General features: G+C 69.4%; 18 protein-coding genes and 2 pseudogenes. 12 read left to right on the top strand and 8 right to left on the bottom strand.

Going from position 1 to position 18204, the window contains the following annotated elements:
• Positions 1-83 precede the first annotated feature (83 nt).
• Both ACIBO2_RS56640 and ACIBO2_RS56635 read right to left on the bottom strand, forming a co-directional pair.
• Positions 84-698 (bottom strand): SDR family oxidoreductase, encoded by a 615-nt coding sequence (locus ACIBO2_RS56640; RefSeq protein WP_397305171.1) that lies wholly within the window; start codon positions 696-698, stop codon positions 84-86.
• A gap of 154 nt (positions 699-852) precedes the next feature.
• Complete coding sequence (locus ACIBO2_RS56635) at positions 853-1932, bottom strand: alkene reductase (protein ID WP_397305170.1); 1080 nt, start codon at positions 1930-1932, stop codon at positions 853-855.
• A 148-nt stretch (positions 1933-2080) separates the two neighbouring features.
• Here ACIBO2_RS56635 and ACIBO2_RS56630 point away from each other — a divergent pair, with 148 nt between their 5' ends.
• Positions 2081-2683, top strand: a complete 603-nt coding sequence (locus tag ACIBO2_RS56630) for a TetR/AcrR family transcriptional regulator (RefSeq protein WP_358554272.1) — start codon at positions 2081-2083, stop codon at positions 2681-2683.
• Between the two features lie 97 nt (positions 2684-2780).
• On the opposite strand, the gene ACIBO2_RS56625 is transcribed toward ACIBO2_RS56630, so the two are convergent.
• Positions 2781-3548, bottom strand: a complete 768-nt coding sequence (locus tag ACIBO2_RS56625; protein WP_397305169.1) for an enoyl-CoA hydratase/isomerase family protein — start codon at positions 3546-3548, stop codon at positions 2781-2783.
• A gap of 152 nt (positions 3549-3700) precedes the next feature.
• Here ACIBO2_RS56625 and ACIBO2_RS56620 point away from each other — a divergent pair, with 152 nt between their 5' ends.
• Positions 3701-4012 carry a hypothetical protein gene (locus tag ACIBO2_RS56620; protein ID WP_397305168.1) on the top strand — a complete coding sequence of 104 codons (312 nt, stop codon included), beginning with the start codon at positions 3701-3703 and terminating at the stop codon, positions 4010-4012.
• A gap of 748 nt (positions 4013-4760) precedes the next feature.
• On the top strand, positions 4761-4976 hold the full coding sequence (locus tag ACIBO2_RS56615; RefSeq protein WP_397305167.1) for a helix-turn-helix domain-containing protein: 216 nt from the start codon (positions 4761-4763) through the stop codon (positions 4974-4976).
• Positions 4977-5391: 415 nt separating this feature from the next.
• Here the strand turns inward: ACIBO2_RS56615 and ACIBO2_RS56610 are convergent, their stop codons facing one another.
• On the bottom strand, positions 5392-5955 hold the full coding sequence (locus ACIBO2_RS56610; protein WP_397305166.1) for a dihydrofolate reductase family protein: 564 nt from the start codon (positions 5953-5955) through the stop codon (positions 5392-5394).
• Positions 5956-6088: 133 nt separating this feature from the next.
• On the opposite strand from ACIBO2_RS56610, the gene ACIBO2_RS56605 reads away from it, so the two are divergent.
• Complete coding sequence (locus tag ACIBO2_RS56605; protein ID WP_358554260.1) at positions 6089-6835, top strand: TetR/AcrR family transcriptional regulator; 747 nt, start codon at positions 6089-6091, stop codon at positions 6833-6835.
• Between the two features lie 315 nt (positions 6836-7150).
• On the opposite strand, the pseudogene ACIBO2_RS56600 reads toward ACIBO2_RS56605, so the two are convergent.
• Positions 7151-7269, bottom strand: a pseudogene (locus tag ACIBO2_RS56600) (Tn3 family transposase); the annotation flags it as partial.
• A 136-nt stretch (positions 7270-7405) separates the two neighbouring features.
• Here ACIBO2_RS56600 and ACIBO2_RS56595 point away from each other — a divergent pair.
• Complete coding sequence (locus ACIBO2_RS56595; RefSeq protein WP_397305165.1) at positions 7406-7666, top strand: hypothetical protein; 261 nt, start codon at positions 7406-7408, stop codon at positions 7664-7666.
• Positions 7667-7872: 206 nt separating this feature from the next.
• Here the strand turns inward: ACIBO2_RS56595 and ACIBO2_RS56590 are convergent, their stop codons facing one another.
• From ACIBO2_RS56590 to ACIBO2_RS56580, 3 genes are all read right to left on the bottom strand, one after another.
• Entirely contained in the window at positions 7873-9183 is a 1311-nt protein-coding gene (locus tag ACIBO2_RS56590; protein ID WP_397305164.1) for an FAD-binding oxidoreductase, read from the bottom strand.
• Positions 9184-9247: 64 nt separating this feature from the next.
• Positions 9248-9676 (bottom strand): DUF4267 domain-containing protein, encoded by a 429-nt coding sequence (locus tag ACIBO2_RS56585; RefSeq protein ID WP_358554251.1) that lies wholly within the window; start codon positions 9674-9676, stop codon positions 9248-9250.
• A 50-nt stretch (positions 9677-9726) separates the two neighbouring features.
• On the bottom strand, positions 9727-10365 hold the full coding sequence (locus tag ACIBO2_RS56580) for a hemerythrin domain-containing protein (protein WP_358554248.1): 639 nt from the start codon (positions 10363-10365) through the stop codon (positions 9727-9729).
• A gap of 101 nt (positions 10366-10466) precedes the next feature.
• Here ACIBO2_RS56580 and ACIBO2_RS56575 point away from each other — a divergent pair, with 101 nt between their 5' ends.
• The 7 genes and pseudogenes from ACIBO2_RS56575 to ACIBO2_RS56545 all read left to right on the top strand — a co-directional run bounded on the left by ACIBO2_RS56575 (position 10467) and on the right by ACIBO2_RS56545 (position 18201).
• The gene (locus tag ACIBO2_RS56575) at positions 10467-13703 is read left to right on the top strand and encodes a BTAD domain-containing putative transcriptional regulator (RefSeq protein ID WP_397305163.1); all 3237 of its coding nucleotides are present in this window, start codon (positions 10467-10469) and stop codon (positions 13701-13703) included.
• 150 nt (positions 13704-13853) lie between these two features.
• Positions 13854-14048 (top strand): hypothetical protein, encoded by a 195-nt coding sequence (locus ACIBO2_RS56570; protein ID WP_397305162.1) that lies wholly within the window; start codon positions 13854-13856, stop codon positions 14046-14048.
• Between the two features lie 655 nt (positions 14049-14703).
• A complete protein-coding gene (locus ACIBO2_RS56565) occupies positions 14704-15606 on the top strand; it encodes a glycoside hydrolase family 3 C-terminal domain-containing protein (RefSeq protein ID WP_358554240.1) in 903 nt (300 codons plus the stop codon).
• Between the two features lie 45 nt (positions 15607-15651).
• Positions 15652-16020 (top strand): annotated as a pseudogene (locus ACIBO2_RS56560) (fibronectin type III-like domain-contianing protein); the annotation flags it as partial.
• Between the two features lie 221 nt (positions 16021-16241).
• The gene (locus ACIBO2_RS56555; protein ID WP_358554237.1) at positions 16242-16628 is read left to right on the top strand and encodes a VOC family protein; all 387 of its coding nucleotides are present in this window, start codon (positions 16242-16244) and stop codon (positions 16626-16628) included.
• Between the two features lie 47 nt (positions 16629-16675).
• Complete coding sequence (locus tag ACIBO2_RS56550; RefSeq protein ID WP_358554234.1) at positions 16676-17422, top strand: SDR family NAD(P)-dependent oxidoreductase; 747 nt, start codon at positions 16676-16678, stop codon at positions 17420-17422.
• A 77-nt stretch (positions 17423-17499) separates the two neighbouring features.
• Positions 17500-18201: a GntR family transcriptional regulator gene (locus ACIBO2_RS56545; RefSeq protein ID WP_397305161.1), complete on the top strand. Its 702-nt coding sequence runs from the start codon at positions 17500-17502 to the stop codon at positions 18199-18201.
• The last annotated feature ends 3 nt before the right edge of the window (positions 18202-18204 follow it).

The following is an 18204-nucleotide window of genomic DNA, read 5'->3' as shown; positions in this document are numbered from 1 at the left end:
GTTTGCCGGGGGAGGGGTCGGGTGTGCGTGCTTCGGGGCCATGATGGTGCCCTTCCTTTCCTTGTGGTCGTGGTCAGCGGCGGTCAGACCGCGGGTTCGCCCAGTTGCGGGTAGATCGCCTCCAGCGGCTGGGACAGGGCTGCCCTCAGCTGGACGGAGACGTCGTCGGCGAGGACCTCGTGGCGTCCGGCCTCCGTGGCGTCGAACACCGTGCGCACCAGGTCTGCCGGGTCCGTTTTGGGGCCCTCGGCACCGGCGGCCATGGGGGCGTCGACCCAGCAGACGTGCACCCCGACGACCTGGACGCCGTCCGGGGCGAGCTCCAGGCGCAGGGAGTTGGTCACCGACCACAGGGCGGCCTTCGTGGCGCTGTAGATCCCGGCCACCGCGTACCAGCTCAGCGCGGAGTGCACGTTGATCAGTGCTGCCGGCGCGTTGCGCGACAGGACCGGGGCGAAGGCGCGGGACAGGTTCAGCGGGCCGAGGAAGTTGGTCGCGACGTTGCGCGCGATGTCCTCGTCCGTGTGGTTGAGGATCCCCGGGCTCGGCACCGACGCCCCCGCGTTGTTGATCAGGATGGTGACGTCCGGCGCGGCCTGGACCGCGGCGGCGATGGAAGCGGCGTCGGTGACGTCCAGTGCCAGCGGGACGATGCGGTCGTCGTCCCAGGTTCGGGGGGTGCGGGCGGTGGCGTACACCTTCGCCGCGCCCCGTTCCAGCGGTGGACCAGCTGCGTGCCGATACCGCCGTTGGCACCGGTCACTAGGACGACGGATTCCTTGAACGAGGTCATAACTGTCTTGCCTTTCAGAGTGGGCATAAGGGGAGGTGGGACGAGCTGTGTGCGCGGGCTCAGACCCGGTCCAGGACCGGGTAGTCGGTGTAACCGGCGGCACCGCCGCCGTAGAGGGTGTCCGGGTCGACCTCGTTGAGCTCCGCTCCGGTACGCAGCCGCACGACCAGGTCGGGATTGGCCAGCGCCCACCGGCCGACCGGGGCGATATCGGCCAGGCCGGAGTCCACGTAACCGGCCAGTGCCTCACGGGTGTGGCCATAGCGCAGCACCAGCAGCGCGGTGGGCCATGCCTCGCGCAGGGAGCGCAGCAGCTCGTCGTCGCCGAGGTGGTGCACATGCAGGTAGGCCAGGTTCAACGGGGCCAGCTCGCCGACCAGGTGCCGGTACTGGGCGCGTACCGCCTGCGCGTCGCCCTCGTCGATCCCGCCCAGCGGGAATCCGGGCGAGATGCGGATGCCGACCCGGTCGGCGCCGATCTCCTCGGCGACGTCCGCGGCGACCTCGACGGTGAGGCGGGACCGTGCGGCGACCGATCCACCGTAGGCGTCGGTGCGGTGGTTGGCGTTGGGGGAAAGGAACTGGTGCAGCAGGTATCCGTTGGCGGCATGGATCTCCACCCCGTCCGCGCCGGCGGCGACGGCCTGCGCCGCGGCGTGCCGGAACTCCCCGACCACACCGGCCAGCTCCTCGGTGGCGAGCTCCCGCGGTACCGGGGTCTTCTGCAGGCCGTTCGCGGTGAATATCTCCTGCTCGGCGCCGATCGCGGACGGGGCCACCGGCTGGCGGTGGTGCGGGGTGTTGTCCGGGTGGGACATCCGCCCGACGTGCATCAGCTGCACGAACAGCGCTCCGTCGCCGGCGTGCACCGCGTCGGCGACCCTCCGCCAGCCCTCGACGTGCTCGGCTGTGTAGATGCCGGGGGTGTTCGGGTAGCCCTGGCCGTCCGGCGAGGGCTGCGTGCCCTCGGTGATGATCAGGCCCAGGCCCGTACGCTGCCCGTAGTACTCGGCCATCAGCTCGGTCGGGGTCCCGTCCGGCAGCGCTCGGCTACGGGTCATCGGGGCCATCGCCAGGCGGTGCGGGAGCTTGACGCGGCCCAGCGCGAACGGCTGCCAGAGAGTGGAGGACATGGTCATGGCGGAAGTTCCTTTGCGTGGTGCGATGTGCGGCGGCCGGGCCCCGGCCCCCCTGCAGGCGGCTGCATGCAAGAATGGATCTGAGTCCGATCGCTTACGACTACAATCATAACTGAGTACAGTCATTAATTCATTCCCGGGAGGTCCCATGCCGTCCACGCCTGCCCCGTCGGGTCGGCGGGAGCGGAACAAGCAGCAGAAGCTGGACCGCATCACGGCCGCCGCCCGCGAGCTGTTCGCCGAGCACAGCGTCGAGGACGTCACCACCCAGCAGATCGCCGAGAAGGCCGATATCGGCACCGGCACCCTGTTCCTCTACGTCAAGAGCAAGGGCGAGCTCCTCCTGCTGCTCCAGAACTCCCTGTACGTCGACGCTCTCGCCCGGGGCCGGGCCGCCGCCGAAACCGTCGACGACCCCGTGGAAGCGGTGCTCGCGCTGCTGCGGCCGGTGGTGGAGTGCAACCGTGTGCACACCGGCAATGGCCGCACCTACCTGCGGGAAATGGCCTTCGGCGACCCCACGGAGCCCCGACACCACGAGGCACTGACGATCGCCGGCCAAACCGAACAGGCCGTCGCCGAGCTGCTGCAGCGCTACGGGAAGCGCAGCAGCGCCGACGCCGCCACCCTCGCCCGTGTCACCTCCGCGGTGATGTTCCTCGCCATGGCGGCGAGCCTCAACGCCGACCACGACGCAGAACAGGTGCTGGCCGACATCCGCACACAGCTGTCGGTGATCCTGCCCCACTGACGCCCGGGCGTTCGCCGATTCGGGCGCTCGCCGGGGGACGCGGACGGCGGCTATCGGGGGCCGATCCACTCGCCCATGTTGCGTTCTGCGTCGAGGATCATCTCCGGCGGCGCCGAAGCGGACCTGCGCAGCCGTTCCTGAACCGTCTCGCGGGCGAGCAGCGTGCGTTCGTGACCGCGAGGCTCTCGGCTGAGGGCTGCGGGTACTGCTCGTCGAGGATCTCCTTCACCGCGGCGAGCGCCTCGGCGTCGAAGGAGGCGATCCGCTGAGCGAACCGCTCGACGAGGGCGTCGAGTTCGGCGTCGGGCACCGAACGGTTGACCCACCCGTAGAGCCCGGCGGTGTCGGCGTCGTAGTCCTCACCCGAGGCGATGATCTCCAGCGCGCGGGCCCGGCCGGTGAGCCGTGGCAGCCGCTGCATGCCTCCACAGCCGGGGATGATCGCGGTGCCGATCTCCAACTGACCCAGGACCGCCGTCTCCTTGGCGGCGAACCGCACGTCCAGCGCGGCCAGGAGCTCGTTCCCGATACCCCGGGCACGGCCCCGGATCGATCCGACGGTGATGAACGGCGCCCTGACCAGCTTGTCGATCAAGGCGAACCAGGTCGGCATACCCTCCCCGAACTCCTCGATCCTGCCCAGGTTGAGATGTGCCATGAAGAAGTCGGGAACGGCGCTGTCGAAGACGACGACCTTGACCTCGGGATCGTCGATCAGCCTGTCGACGATCCCGGCCAGTGCGCTCTCGACCTCGGGGTCGTACAAGTTGAGCGGTGGGTTGTCGAACGTCACCCGCCAGTAGGCGGGGCTGCTGCGCAGTGTGTGAACCGGCGGACGCGACATACCGGTTGCGGATTCAGTCATCTACCTCACTCCTTGGGGTGCCGGTAAGAATCGTGTCTCACGGCCCAAACGAGCGGCTTCACCCCCGGGAGGGGTGCCACCGGCATACGGCGAGGGCGGCAGCTACTCTCCAACGTCTGGCACGTCTGTCGATCAATGCGCATATTGGGCGCATGGAGCTGAACGATCTGTATGACCTGGTCGTCAAGAAGAACGTCCCCCTGTGGACCCAGCTACTGGCCATGAGGCCGAGGGACCAACTCGATGGTGTGCTGTATTTCTCGTTTGACTGGCACGACATGCTGACCCAGCCAGACGGCACGCTGTCCCCCCAGGCGATCACGGCAGCCGCCGACGTCGCCGGTCAGGTCGCCGTTGCCGACTACCTGAATGAGGTGGGTAAGGCATCGGAGTCGATGCGGCTTACGAAGTGCGTAATGGAGCCACCGGCATCCTCGCCCCGCCGAAACGAACGCACTCACTAGAAGTAACACGGTTAAAGATCATCCCAATGTGGGTTTGAGCTTATGTGGGCCGACCCCAGAAAGACCCCATGACCGAAAGGCCCCGCCAACTTCGGCATCCTCGTCTTCGCCATCCCTCCAAGACGAACGACAAGGACGATCGTGGCCAGGCCGGGGCGGAGAAGTCGTTCAGATTGTCGTCGAGCTGCTGATCGTTGATCTGCACGGGGCTCCGTCCGTCAAGGGGTAACGGGAATACGGGCTATCGACCCACCGGATTATCGCCGAACTCGGACGGACCTCACGGCGCGACCTCATCCCTACCCTGCCATGCGCCTGACCTGGCCTTCTTTAGGGCCGCGGTCCCCTTCTGGCGTATTCCGGCTGGCCCCCTGGCAGACCTCCAGGAAACGGCTGTGCCGCCGCGGATGCCTGGCAGCAGGGCGGCGAGCATCGTCAGCAGCAGGGCGCGAACAGTGGGGCGATCAGCTCGCCGGGTTGCGACAATCGGTGGCGTGGGCCAGCGCGCGGCGGTTCGAACGTGCGCGAACTGCGGCCTCTCGTTGCCCGAGGAGTCGCGGTCGTCGCGGCGGTATTGCTGGCCCGCGTGCCGGACGCAGCAATGGCGCGAGCTGCGGCGATCGAGCGCCGAATACGCCGCGGCGGTGGAGGAACTGGTGGCCCAGGGCGTTGGCGGGGGCCGACAACCAGAGAGGTTCGGCAGCAGCGGCCGCGATCTTCCTCCGCGAGCTCATCGTGGAGGGCACCCTTGAAGGGCTGGCCTCGGCCCGGGCACGCGGCCGCGTCGGCGGACGCCCCCCCGCCCTGGATGAGCACGGCGTGGAGATGGCCCCGCGCGCTGTTGGAGGTGAAAGGCGAGGACGGTAAGCGGCGCCACACCGTCCAGCAGATCGCCGACCGGCTCGGCGTCAGTCGTGCCACGATCTACCGCTACCTTGGCCCCGACAAGCCGGTCTCGGCGTAGGAGGAGCACGGTGCTGCCCCCCATTACCTACTACGGCGGCAAGGCCAAGCTCGCCGAGCAAATCGCCGTCATGCTGCGCGAGCACGCCCACTACGTCGCATCACGCTCCGGCCCAACCCATGTCACCCGTCCCCCGAAAACAAGACGAACCAGAACCGCGCCGCGAGAAGAGTCTAATCTTGAGTTGAGGGGCTGTTGAGGCTTGGCTGCAAGGGAGCCGCTATGTCGCCCGGGCCGCCTACAGATCAACACGCCCGTCGGCCGAGAAGAGCCACCGAACACCACACAGGATTAGCCGAAGTCACCTCAAAGAGATTGACAGCTAACCGCACCAGTTCGTACTCGGTGCCCATCTCCGGGAAGGAGAGGCGGAGCGCCGCTGGCCTCAGCCGGCCCGGGTCGGTGACCGATCGGCTCAGCGGCGGATGCGGTAGCGGATGTGGGTGGCCTCCGGTGTGTCGATCACCTGAACGATCTCCAGTTCGATCTCCGACGGCAAGACGTCGAACAGCCGGCGGCCGGCGCCCAGCAGCACCGGGATGTGATGGATCTGCACCTCATCCAGTACCCCGGCCTCGAGTGCCTGTTGCACCGTGTAGGCGCCGCCACGCACCTGGACGTCCCGGCCCCCGGCGGCGGCCTTCGCCTGCGCCATCGCGCTTTCGATCCCGTCGTTCACATATGTCACCAGCGGATGACCCCAACGGGCGGCCGGGCTGGGCGGCCGGTGGCTGGGGACGAAGATCGGGAGACCGTCGTGATCGCCTCCCCAGTGATCCATGAGTTCGGCGGTCCGCCGCCCTGCGAGGACCGCACCGGCCGCCTTCCATTCGGCTTGGAACTGCTGGATCGGACCGGTCTGCGGGCCCGCGTCAGCCCACTTGTGCAGCCGCTCGCCATCGTCGCCACCGAGATAGTCGTTGGGATCGGCGACGTACCCGTCGAGCGACATTGACATGTCGAGCACTGATTTGGACATAGTCCGCTCCTTGTCCGCGACGGTGCAACTCCTCAGCCACGCCGCCTGCTCCCGAGTTCGACGACTAACTGTGTCTCCATGACACTGTGTATCATAGATACAGTTTTTTGGGGTGGGCAAGTGGGAGGCTGCGATGTCGGTTAACGAGGATCCGATGGCACTGGCCGAACTGTTGTGGGGCCTGCGGAAGCCTCGCACGAGGGGCCCCAGGCCCGCCTTCGACCTCGCCCAGGTGGCCGACGCCGCTGTCAAGGTCGCCGATACCGAGGGACTGGAGGCGGTCTCGATGCATCGGGTAGCCGCCGAGCTCGGCCTCACCAAAATGGCCCTGTACCGCTATGTCAACGGCAAATCTGAGCTGAGTGCAATCATGATCGAGGCGGCGGTCGGCACACCCCCCGACTTGAGCGGCGTGACCAGCTGGCGGGCCAAGCTGGAAGAGTACGCCCGCCAACTGTCCGCCGCCTGGCGACGCCACCCCTGGCTGCCGTCGATCACCGTGGGCGACCGCGTCATGGGTCCATGCGAAACTGGATGGCCCGAAAGAGCCCTCAGTGCTCTGGCCGACACGCCCCTGACCGAACGCGAACGGCTGGACGCGGTCATGCTGGTCTCCCATCACATCCGCGCCACCCACCCAGCCGCCACCCAAGGCACTCAGACCTGGACGGACGGCAGCGCCGCCCCCATCATGCGCGACCTGCTACTCCGCAACGCCGACCGTTTCCCGCTGCTGGCCACCACGATGGCCATCCCCTCGGCCACCACGACCCAGGAGTTCGGCCTGCACGCCCTCCTCGACGGCCTCGAACACACCATCACCCAACGCACTCGAAACGGCGGCGACGAATCAGCGGCTTCGAGTCCAGCTCCTCCGTAAGGAGCAGCGGCGCCCGACCGGGATGGATGGAGTGGTGCGGTCGCTAAGCTTGTTGTCGGACAACGAGGGGGGCCTGAACTACTGCGTTCCGCTCAGGGACGCGCGGGAACCGATGATGATCGCTATCAGAACTCCTCATTTCCGAGAACACGAAGAGTAGCGATGATTGCACAGAGCTACTTTGGGGCTGGTCGCGCCGCCGAGTGGTGGGCCCAGTAGCTGCCGGTGGAACGACGGGGGATGGACTCGAAGCCACGTCATGGGCCTGCTGGGCATCCGGCTCGGGGCCCTGGGGGTCTTATTGGTCGATATCTGGTAGCGGGTGTTCCACGGGGCTATGGCGTTCAAGACAAGCCCGAGTGAGCCGAGTTGGTCTTCTTGACCGTCGCGATAGGCCTGGTGGATGCGCCGTGGCGGCCGTGGCAGATCTCGCGGGTCTGAACACGATCTTGATCCAGACCGCGGTGCGCGATGCGAAGTGGCGCAAGAAGCTGACCCCGGTCGATCTGCGCGGCTTGTCGGCGCTGTTTTGGACGCATCTGAATCTGTACGGCAGGCTGGAAGCTGGACATGAGCCGGCACCTGGAGCTGGATGGCCGGGCGCAGCCGCAGGATCGCCGTGGCGCTGGGCTACGGCAGGGCGACGGCGATGCCGCGGCCGCCGAAGAAGGTGACGAACACCTCGATGGGCAAGACGGCGCGGCGGGCGTCCTCGGTGTGGCCGCAGGGGTTGTGCAGGTGGAGCAGGCCGTCGTCGTGGCCGGTGAGCAGGACGAGGTGGCCGCCCTGGCCGGGGGCGGGCTGGTCGGGTCGGCGAATCGCCTTAGGTGACGTTGCCGGCCGCGCTGTTGGTGGAGCGGGAGCGGGAGGTCACCGATGTGCCGGCGGATCTGCACGGTGCACCGGAATCCCTCATTGTGCGAGTCCTTCCTGCGTGGGTGTGCCCTTCACAGTGCTCGCGGCGACATTTGTCACGCGGGTCCGGTGCGGCCCCGCCGCACCAGTGGGCGGAGGGGCCGTGACCTGCTGGAACCGATCTATCCGAGCACCGGGTAGTTGGCGCGGAACACGTTGTGCGGGTCGCGGGCCCGCTTGATCTCCCGCAGTCGCGCGAGCGCGCTGCCGGAGAAGGACTTGGCCGCCGTGTCGCCGGGGGACAGCACGGTGTACGGCTTGCGGCCGCTGATGTAGGCCGCCAGGTCGGCCACGACCTCGGCCTGCTTGGCGCGCGTCGCGTCGGCCGCGTGCGGCAGGCCGAGACCCAGCAGGCCGAGCAGGTACGGCTCGGCCACCGTGCCGCTCGCACCGGCCCCGCCGCCCGGCTCGGCGAGTGCCCCGCTCAGGTGCCTGATCTGCACGTTGATGAGCGGCTGGACCGGCTTGGCGAGCAGGAGCTCCACCGCGTCCGCGTCCAGGCCGGTGAGCAGCTCCGCGCGAGCGATGGATGGGGCCGGGTCGGTGGGCTCGGCGGTGATGTCACCCAGGTCGGCAACCGGGATGACGCCCCGGCTGTCGGAGATCGCGCCCTCGATCTTGTCGATGCGCGCCAGCAGGTCCTGCCCCTGAGCGGCCTCACCCAGGTAGGCCAGATCCAGTGTCACCATCGGCGGCGCGCCGGGTGGCTGGAGCCGGTTGATCCAGACGCTGAGTTCACGCGGTGCCTCGGCGGTGATCTCCAGGAACGCCTCGTACACCTCCCTGGTCCGGTGCTCCGGCCAGATCACGCGCCCGCCGTACAGGACTGGCACGGGATACAGCTCGAGTTCGAGGGCGGTCACCACCGCGAAGTCCCCGCCACCGCCGCGCAGCGCCCAGAACAGCTCGGGATCGGACTCGGCGCTCACCCGGCCCGGCCGGCCATCGGCGTCCACGATGTCGATAGCCCGCACGCTGTCGGAGGCGAAGCCGTACTTGCGGCTGAACCAGCCGACGCCGCCGCCCAGGGTGTAGCCGGTCACGCTGACCCCCGGCGCGCTGCCGGCCAGGCCGGTCAGGCCCAGCGGACCGGCCGCCGCCAGCACCTGCCCCCACTTCGCGCCCGCGCCCACCCGGACCAGCCGCTCCTGCGCGCGTACCTCCACCTCGTTCAGCAGACCGGTACGCAAAAGGATCAGGCCTTCCACATCACCGGAGGCGCCATGGCCGCTCGGCTGCGCGGTCACCGTCATACCCGCCCGCCGCGCGTAGCGCACGAGTGCCGCCACGTCATCGGCATCCGCGGCCTCCACCACGGCCGCCACCGGCTGCCTGACGGTCAGATTCCACGCGGTGGCCGCCTGTTCAAAGCCGTCGTCATCGGGCAGGAGCACGCGCCCCTTGAGGACACCGCGCAGATTGTTGATCGCCATTGTCGTCTCCCTTTTTCGAGTTGTCAGAAAATGCGAAGGAATACCGTGCTGCACTACGGGCAGGTCAGGCGGGCTGCGCGGCGGGCGCTGCGGTGGCGGTCTCCTGGGCCTTGCGCGCCTTGCTGGTCTCGCGGAGGATCAGCAGTCCCGTGACCGCGATCAGCGCCGAGGTCAGGCCGTGGATGCCGAACGCGGCGGCCATGGGGCCGTGGTGGGCCAAGACGTTGACCATGTCGCCGAACGGGGCGACGGCCACCATCAGCAGGACCCAGCCCAATGCGCGGCGGTGGCCCGTCACCAGCAGGATGCCCATGGCCAGGCCCATCGCGATTTCGCGGCTGCCTTTCACGACAGGAAAGCCGCTGTCGCCAGAGGGCCAGTGCGGCAAGCCCGGGAAGGACGTCTCGAGGGGCAGGACGAAGGACAACCCGAGGTAGAGGGTGAACAGGACGACGGCGGTGGCCAGGACAGTGTTGAGCTTCTTCAGCGACATGGTCGTTCTCCTTTGATGTTCAGACGGGTGATGTTCAGAGGGGGCGGGGTTCAGCCGCGGACACGACGGATGTGGCGGGCGTAGCGGGGGCGGCCGATGACGTGCCAGATGACGCGGACCGGAGCGGGCAGGCCGCCGAGGACGATGGCACGCTCGGCCGGGTTCGCCTCTTCCAGGACGGCGCCGAAGAGCGTGAGCAGGGTGAGCTTGGGAGTGTTGTTCACCAGGTGGTCGCCCAGGGAGGCCCACTCCTGCTCGGTGATGTGCTTGGCCGCGAGCGGGAGGAGGGTGGCCTCCTCGTCGTCGAGGTGTTCCAGCAGGACCGCGCGGTGCTCGGAGAGGGCGGCCACGAGGGTGTCGCGTTCGTCGGCGCCCGCGGTGGCCTCCCAGGCGGGGACCGTGGCGTCCAGCCTGGCCAGGGTGTCGGCGACGCGTTCGTGCTGGGCCTGCATGCGCAGGACGATGTCGGCCTCCAGGTCCACCCGGGAAAGCAGCGGCGGCCACAGCAGCTCGTCCTCGCCCTCGTGATGGTGGTGCAGGCCCAGCCGGTAGAGGCGGAAGTGGTCGGCGATCACCTTGGCGCGAGCGGTGTCACCCGGGGTGACGGCCGCGACGAGCTCCATCAGCAGCCGTGACTCACGCCGGAGCACGCGGTGGACGATCTCCATGTCCTGGGTGTCGACGCTCATCTGTTCCTGCCCTTCATCGGTGGCGACGTGTTCAGGCTGCTCCCGGGTGTTTGGAGGGGATTTGGAAGCGGTTTGGAACGTCCACGTAAAATGTGCGGATCATGGTCTTCATCCGGGTGCTGGGCTCTTTCGGGGCCGAGGTCGGCGGCGAGCCCGTTCCCCTGGGCGGGCCGCGGCAGCGGGGTGTGCTGGCGTTGCTGGTGGCGGCGCGTGGGCAGGTCGTGCCGGTCGACCGGATGATCGAGGATCTGTGGCGCGGGGAGCCGCCCGCGCGGGCGCTGATGTCCTTGCAGGCGTACGTGTCCAACCTGCGCCGACTGCTGGAGCCCGGACGTCCGCCACGCACGCCGGCCCGGCTGCTGGTGAGCGCCTCGCCCGGTTATGCGCTGCGGCTGCCGCCGGAGTCGGTGGACGCGTGGCGGTTCGAGGACCTGCTCGACCAGGCCCGTACGGTCACCGACCCGCGCGTCGCCCGGACTCGGCTCACCGAGGCGCTGGGGCTGTGGCAGGGACCGGCGTTCGCCGAGGTCGCCGACGAGCCGTGGGCCGCCGCCGAGACGGCCCGGCTGAACGAGCTGCGCCTGGTCGCCACCGAGTTGCACGTCGCGGTGGGTCTGCGCATCGGCGACGCCGCCGCGGTGGTTCCCGAGGCCGAGCGGCTCACCCGCGACGAGCCGCTGCGAGAGGAGGGCTGGCGGCTGCACGCCCTGGCCCTGTGGAGCAGCGGCCGCCAAGCCGACGCGCTGGCGACGCTCCGCCGCGCCCGCGGCATCCTCGCCGAGGAGCTCGGGCTCGACCCCGGCCCGGACCTGGCCGGGTTGGAGGAGGCGATCCTCACCCAGCGCTTGGACGTCCTACGTGCGACCGTGCCGCCGCCCCCGCCACAGCCGACCGCGGCCCCTCGCCCGGGAACGGCCACGATCGTCGAGGCGCCGTTCGTCGGACGCGAGGCGGAGCTGTCGGCACTGGTCACGGCCGCCGCCGAAGCCGCTGCCGATGGAGCCCGTATCGCCCTGGTCACCGGCGAGGCCGGGCTTGGCAAGTCGACGCTCCTGGGACACCTCGCTCGGCGGCTCGAACGTGACGGATGGCTGGTCGCCGTCGGCCGCTGCCCCGAGATCGACAGCGCGCCGCCCGCGTGGGCGTGGACCGAGGTGCTGAGGAGCATCGCCGCGACCGCATCCCCGGGCGGGTTCGCGGACGACCTCGCGCCGCTGCTCGCCGACGCCGGGCCGGTGAACGGTGACGCGACCGCGGGACGGTTTCGCCTACGCCAAGCCGTGTGGACATGGCTGGCGGCGGTCGCCGCGCAACGCCCGGTCGCCATCGTCCTGGACGACCTGCACTGGGCGGACACCGCCACGCTGGAGCTGCTCGGCGGCGGCCTGGGCATCAGGGCTCCCCTGCTGGTCGTCTCGGCGTACCGGGCGGATGAGAGTGAACACCTCACCGAAACGCTGGCCTCCCTCGCGCGCGCCACACCGCTGCGGCTCCCCCTGCCCGGCCTGGACGAGGAGGCCGTCGCACAGCTCGTACGGACCGAGTGCAAGGCCGACGACGAGACCGCCGCCGCCATCGCCGAGCGCACCGGCGGCAACCCGTTCTATGTACGCGAAAGCGCCCGGCTGATGAACGGGGAGGGCGCGCTGGTCGCCCTTTCCGAGGTCCCCGAGGGCGTACGGGACGTGCTGCGGCGGCGCCTCGCACGGCTGCCCGAGGCAGGTGTGGCCGTGTTGCGCCTGGCCGCGGTCGCGGGCCGGGAGAGCTCGGTGAACGTCCTGGTGGAGGCCGCCTACACCGACGAGGACGGCGTGCTCGACGCGCTGGACACGGGCGTGATCGCCGGATTGCTGAGCGAGCCGGGCCCCGGGCGGGTGCGGTTCGTGCACGCCCTCGTCCGCGACACCCTCGTCGCCGACGTCAGCCGCCTGCGGGCCACCCGCATGCACGCCCGCCTCGCCGCCGCGCTGGAGACCACCGGTGACATCACGGCGCTCGCGTACCACTACACGCGAGCCGGATCCCCCCAGGCCGTCGGCTACTGCCTCCGGGCCGCCGAGCTGGCCGAGGCACGCTACGCACACGACGTCGCGGCCGATCTCCTCACCGACGCGGTCGCGAACTCGACCGACCCGGAGGAACGCATAGACCTGCATGGCAGGCTGCTGCGGGCGCAGATCCGGGCCGGCGCCTTGCTTGCCGCGCGCCAGACCCGCCTGCAGGCTGTCGAGTACGCCGAGTCCCTGGGACGCGACGACTTGATGATCGCCGCGTTCACGGCCTGGACCGAGCCGACACCATGGCAGTCCCGCGAGTACGGCACGGTGGACCGGCCCATCGTCGACAGGCTGAGCCGCCTGCTCAAGCGCACCGACCTGGCCCCGGAAGTACGCAGCCACCTCCTCGCCGCCTACGCCGAAGAACTGGTCGGCGAGGACGACCCCACCGCCCTGGCGGCGGCCCGCGAGGCGCTCGACCTCGCCACCTCACCCCGCCTGCGGGCGGCGGCCCTCCAGGTCCTGACCCGCGGCCACGGCAGCTTGCCCGAACGCCACGACCTCTGCCGCGAGCTGGTGGCGATCGGCACCGAGCACGACCTGCCCGTCTACCGCGTCACCGGGTTGCTCAACCAGGCCGCCTGCGCCGCCGCGGCCAACGACCCGGCCACCATGCGCCGCGCGGCCGGCGAGGCCCTCGACCTCGCGCGCGCCTACCGACTGCCCGAAGCGATCGGCGTCGCCAAGGTGGTGCTGGCGACCTTGGCCCTCATCGAGGGCCGGTTCGCCGACGCCGAAGGGCTCTACACCGAGGCCGCCGACGGCATGCGGCGTGCCGGATCCCTGCACGCCGTCGGCTTCCTCGGCCTCGCGCTGGCCGCGATCTGGGTGAACAACGGCACGCTCGGCGAGCACCTGGAGGAGGTGCGCGCCTTCCACGAGGCGTTCGGCCCGATCGCCTCCGACCTGCTGGTCCTCGCCCTGCACGCCAACGGCCTGATTGACGAAGCCCGCCGGATACGCACCTCGGACCCGATCCGCCCCGACTACTTCTTCACCTTCCTCACGACCGTCCGCGCGATGGCCGCCATCGCCCTGGACGATCGCGCCGTGGCCGAGGAGATCTACGCGACGCTGCTTGCGCGCCGCGACGGCCCCCCGCCGGACGCCACGAGCCTGTCGGTGGAGCTGCGCCCGGTCGCCCACACCCTCGGCGAGCTGGCCGTCTTCCTCGGTCACGACGACGAGGCCGCCGCCCACTTCGCTCAGGCCGCCACCATCGCCGACCGGTGGAACGCACCTCATTGGGCCGCCGAGGCCCGGTCGCGAACGACCACCTAGCCGCTGCCCATGGCGCCGCACATCTGTGACACAGAATCTGCATTATCTGCCACACTGACCTCCGCGGCCGGGACCGAGCCCAGCTCGCGGCGAGCCGGGCGAGACACGACTCGGCCACATTATGTGTCACATCGACGTGAAAAAGCTGCTGTGGCGGTCGTCTCCTTACCCGCGCCGAGCGCCGACGCCCCGGCAGGCGGGCAGAGCGTCGCGGCCGCGGTCGGCCGCTTCCTCGACCAGGTGCGGGCCGCCACCACCCGCGCCGGCTACGCCGTCAACCTCACCCGTCTTACCGCGCTGGCCGGCCCCCAACCACGCTCGACATGCTGGGGTCTACTTGCCTGACGGCCCGGCGCTCGGGTCGCTGTCACCAGGGGCAAAGTAGGGCGTTGCCGCAGGCCACAGCGGGTGACGGCTGCGGCGCCCGACTCCGAGTTTCGGCCCGGGCGTTCCGGGGATGAGTCCGGCGCTCGCCGCCCCGATAACGGCGGCGGGCGCGTTTCGGCAGGTCGCGGTGCTTGCTAACGGCGCTTATGTCAACCCGTTCAGGAGCTCCCGATCACTCACAGCTACTTTGCGTCTGGTGACAGCGACCCGGACGCCGGGCCGACCAGCCCATATCCACCGAGTTGGAGCTGGCAAGAATTCAAGAGGCGGTAAGACACCGGTTCCTCGCGTATACCTTCCCGTCTCGCTCACCGGGCCCGACCCATCCGGTAGCTGGGCCCACCCGACTTTGTCGAGGCCGCTCCCACCCTCCCCGGCGATCCCCGGATCAGGCTGCCTCCTGCTTCACCCCACCGCTACGACGGCAGAGCGACGGTGGTCTTTCACCTCCGTTCGGACAAACAGTGCTTTTCATGGCGCACTGACACGATTCTTACCGGCACCCCGACAAATATCGATCCAGAATCACGACATCGAACGAGGCGCGTCACTCATGGCGCTCACCGCAGTACCCCCAGCGAGCCGGCAGGGACATTTCCGCGCAACTTCACAGGTGAACTCAGCAGCGGAAGCCAGGCCCGCGACGGTCATGGCCGCCTACAACAAGGTCAACGGCGTCTACGCCAGCCAGCATCCCTGGCTGCTCACCCAGGTGCTGCGCGAGGAGTGGGGGTTCGAGGGTGTCGTGGTCTCCGACTGGGGCGCCGTCAACGACCGGGTCCAGGCGCTGAAGGCCGGGCTGGATCTGGAGATGCCGGGCAACCCCGCCAACGACGCCAAGATCGTACGAGCCGTACGGGAGGGTGAACTCGACGAGGCGGTCGTCGACCGCTCCCTCACGCGGGTGCGCGCCATGGTGGACGTCTGGCGGCCGGAGCCCGCCGCGTTCGACGTCGATGCCCACCACACCCTGGCCCGCGAGCTGGCCGCCGAATGCGCCGTGCTGCTGCAGAACGACGGTGACACACTGCCCGTCGGGGCCGACGTGCGCACGATCGCGGTCCTCGGATTCTTCGCCACCGAGCCGCGCCTCCAGGGCGGTGGCAGCTCCCACATCAATCCCACCCGCGTCGACATACCGCTGGAGGAGATCAGGAAGCTCGCCGGAGACCGCACCGTCATCACCAGCCCGCAGGGCGCCGACCTGGCGATCGTCTTCGCCGGGCTGGCCGACGTCAACGAGTCCGAAGGCTACGATCGGGCGTCCATTGATCTCCCCGCCGAGCAGGTGGACCTCATCCGCGCCACCGCTGCGGCGGCCCGCCGTACCGTCGTGGTCCTGTCCAACGGCGGGTTGGTGTCGCTGGAGGGCTGGCGCGACGAGGTCGACGCCGTCCTGGAGTGTTGGCTGCTCGGCCAGGCGGGTGGGGGCGCGATCGCCGATCTGCTGTTCGGCATCACCGCGCCCTCCGGGCGGTTATCCCGCAACGGCTGCAGGACACCGCCAGCTACCTGAATTCCCTGGGGAGCAGGAGACGTGGTCCGCTACGGCGAGGGTGTCATGGTCGGCTACCGCTACCACGAAACGGTCGAACTGCCGGTACGCTACCCCTTCGGCCACGGGCTCACCTACACGACTTTCGCTGTCAGCGACCTCACGGTGACGGCTACCGGGGACGACAGCGCGCGCGTTTGCGTCACCGTCGCCAACACCGGCAAGCGATACGGCAAGCACGTCGTCCAGCTCTACGTCGCCACGCAGGCCGGACCGGTCCGGCGCCCGGCTCGAGAATTGCGCGCCTTCACCAAGGTCGGCCTCGAACCCGGCCGGTCCACGACCGTGACCTTCGACCTGGACGCTCGCGCCTTCGCCTACTGGGACATCAAGGAAGACCGCTGGCTGGTCACGCCAGGTGACTACACCGTCCAGATCGGCGAGAACACACGGAGATCCGCGTCGACGGCGGCGCCCACCAATCAGGGCACGCGGCCGCTCCAGGGCGGATCGGTCGCGCGGCGGCTCGCGATGGGAGCCGATGGTCACAACGAAGCTTCCCATCCAGTGGAACACTCGCCTCCGATGCGCGCCGCCGATCGGTGTACTGGCTGGGAAAAGTCGCCGTCGCAATCAATCGTTCCCCAGGAGGCACCATGGCCGATGGTCCGCGCTTCTCTTTCACCAAGCTCCTCGTCGGCGATCTTGAGGCCGAGGCCGCGTTCTACTCCACGGTCCTGGGCCTGGCGGTCAGACACCGCGTCGCCGGCGGGGAGGGGCAAAGGCCGTACGAGGAGATCATCTTGGGTTCGGCGGGAGGCGAGGAGCCTTCCCTTGTCCTGCTCCGGCGTGAGGTGGCCCCGCAGCCAGGCGAGGCGGTGCTCGGCTTCACCGTCGGCGACGTGGACCAGGTGGTGCGGGCGGCGGAGGCCGCGGGCGGGGTCGTGCGCTCCGGCCCCAGGGACATGCCCCAGGCCGGCTTGCGTGTCGCCCAGGTTGAGGACCCCGAAGGTCACCTGGTGGAGCTCGTCCAGTATGGGTGAGCGGGCGGAACGGCACGGCTGTCGGTGCGGGGAGAAAAGAGGAGACGATGTTTGATCTGTCGGGTCGTACCGCGTTGGTGACCGGGGCCGGTCAGAACGCGGGCGCGGGGATCGCCCGGGCGCTGGCCGCGCAGGGGGCCGCAGTGGCGGTCAACGATCTGGTGCCGGATCGTGCCGAGGCGGTGAGCCAGGAAATCATCTCCGCCGGTGGGGCAGCCGTCCCGGTCGTCTTCGACGTCACCGACCTGGAAGCGGTGCGAGAGGGGGCCGCCCGGGCCCGTACGGAGTTCGGGCGGCATCTCGACATCCTGGTCCACAACGCGGGCATCCCCGCAGACTTCGGGCAGGGGCCGTTTCGCACCCTCGCGCCGAGCCGGTGGCGGGCGCCGGTGGAGGTCAATCTGTTCGGCGCCATGAACTGCGTGTCGGCCGTGGCCGATGACATGTGTGAGGCGGGCTGGGGACGGATCGTCCAGATCTCCTCCGGCGCCGCGCGCACCGGTTCGGCGGCGGGCATCTCGTTGTACGGGGCGGCCAAAAGCGGGGTGGAGGGCTTCATCCGGCATCTGTCGCAGGAACTCGCCCCGTTCGGCGTGACCGCCAACTCTCTCGCGCTCGGTCTGCAGAGCAACGCCGCCGGAGACAGCACGCAGGAGTTCGCGCAGAAGATCCCGACCCGCAGGCTGGGTACGCCGGAGGATGTCGGGGCGGCCGTCGTCTATCTCGCCTCGCCGGAGGCATCCTGGATGACGGGCCAGACCCTCAACCTCAACGGCGGCAGCGTCACCGGCTGAGCACCAGAGGCTGCGGATCACGGGGGTGCGTGCGTGGTGGGCGAGCCCCTACGGTGGAGGGGATCGTGAGGAGCGCCATGCCGTCCAGGAGGACTCCGGCCACCGCTGTCGTGCCTGCCGCCAGCCAGGCGGTGTCGCGGGTGGTCGATGAGATCAAGCAGATGATCGTGTCGGGGGATCTGCTGCCCGGCCAGCAGATCCGGCAGGAGCACATGGCGGCCGCCCTGGGGGTGAGCCGGCTGCCGGTGCGTGAGGCGCTGCGCCAGCTCGTCGCGGACGGTCTGGTGGTCCATGAGCAACATGTCGGCTTCGCTGTGGCCCGGTTGAGCCGGTCGGAGTTCGACCAGGTGTACCTCATGCGCCGACTCTTGGAAACGGAGGTGATCCGCAGCCTCTCTCAGCCCACCGCCGACGAGCTCGCCCAGATCGCGGCCTTGGCCGCGGAGGTCGAACAGGCCGCTGCCGAGGTGGACCTGCCGCGCATGCGTACCCTCAACAGCCGGTTCCACTTCGCGATCTTCGGTTTGAGCGAGCTGGGCCTGGTCGTGGGCGAGATCAGGCGCATCTGGACGTGGGCGCTGCCTTACCACGCGGTCTACCTCTATGACGAGGCGGGACGGGCACGGATCCTGGCCGAGCATCGCGAGATGGTCGCCGCGCTCGGCGCCGGTGACGTGGAGCGGCTGGTGGAGCTTATGAACGCCCATCGCGCGGGATCGGAGACCCAGTTGAGCTTGATGTTGGCCGCAGGTGTGATCACGCACCCTCCAGTGCGCTGACAA

The organism is Nonomuraea sp. NPDC050022 (genome assembly GCF_044460705.1).
Classification (GTDB): domain Bacteria; phylum Actinomycetota; class Actinomycetes; order Streptosporangiales; family Streptosporangiaceae; genus Nonomuraea.
The sequence above is the reverse complement of the archived record's forward strand: the minus strand, read 5'-3'. Positions and strand labels throughout refer to the sequence as shown.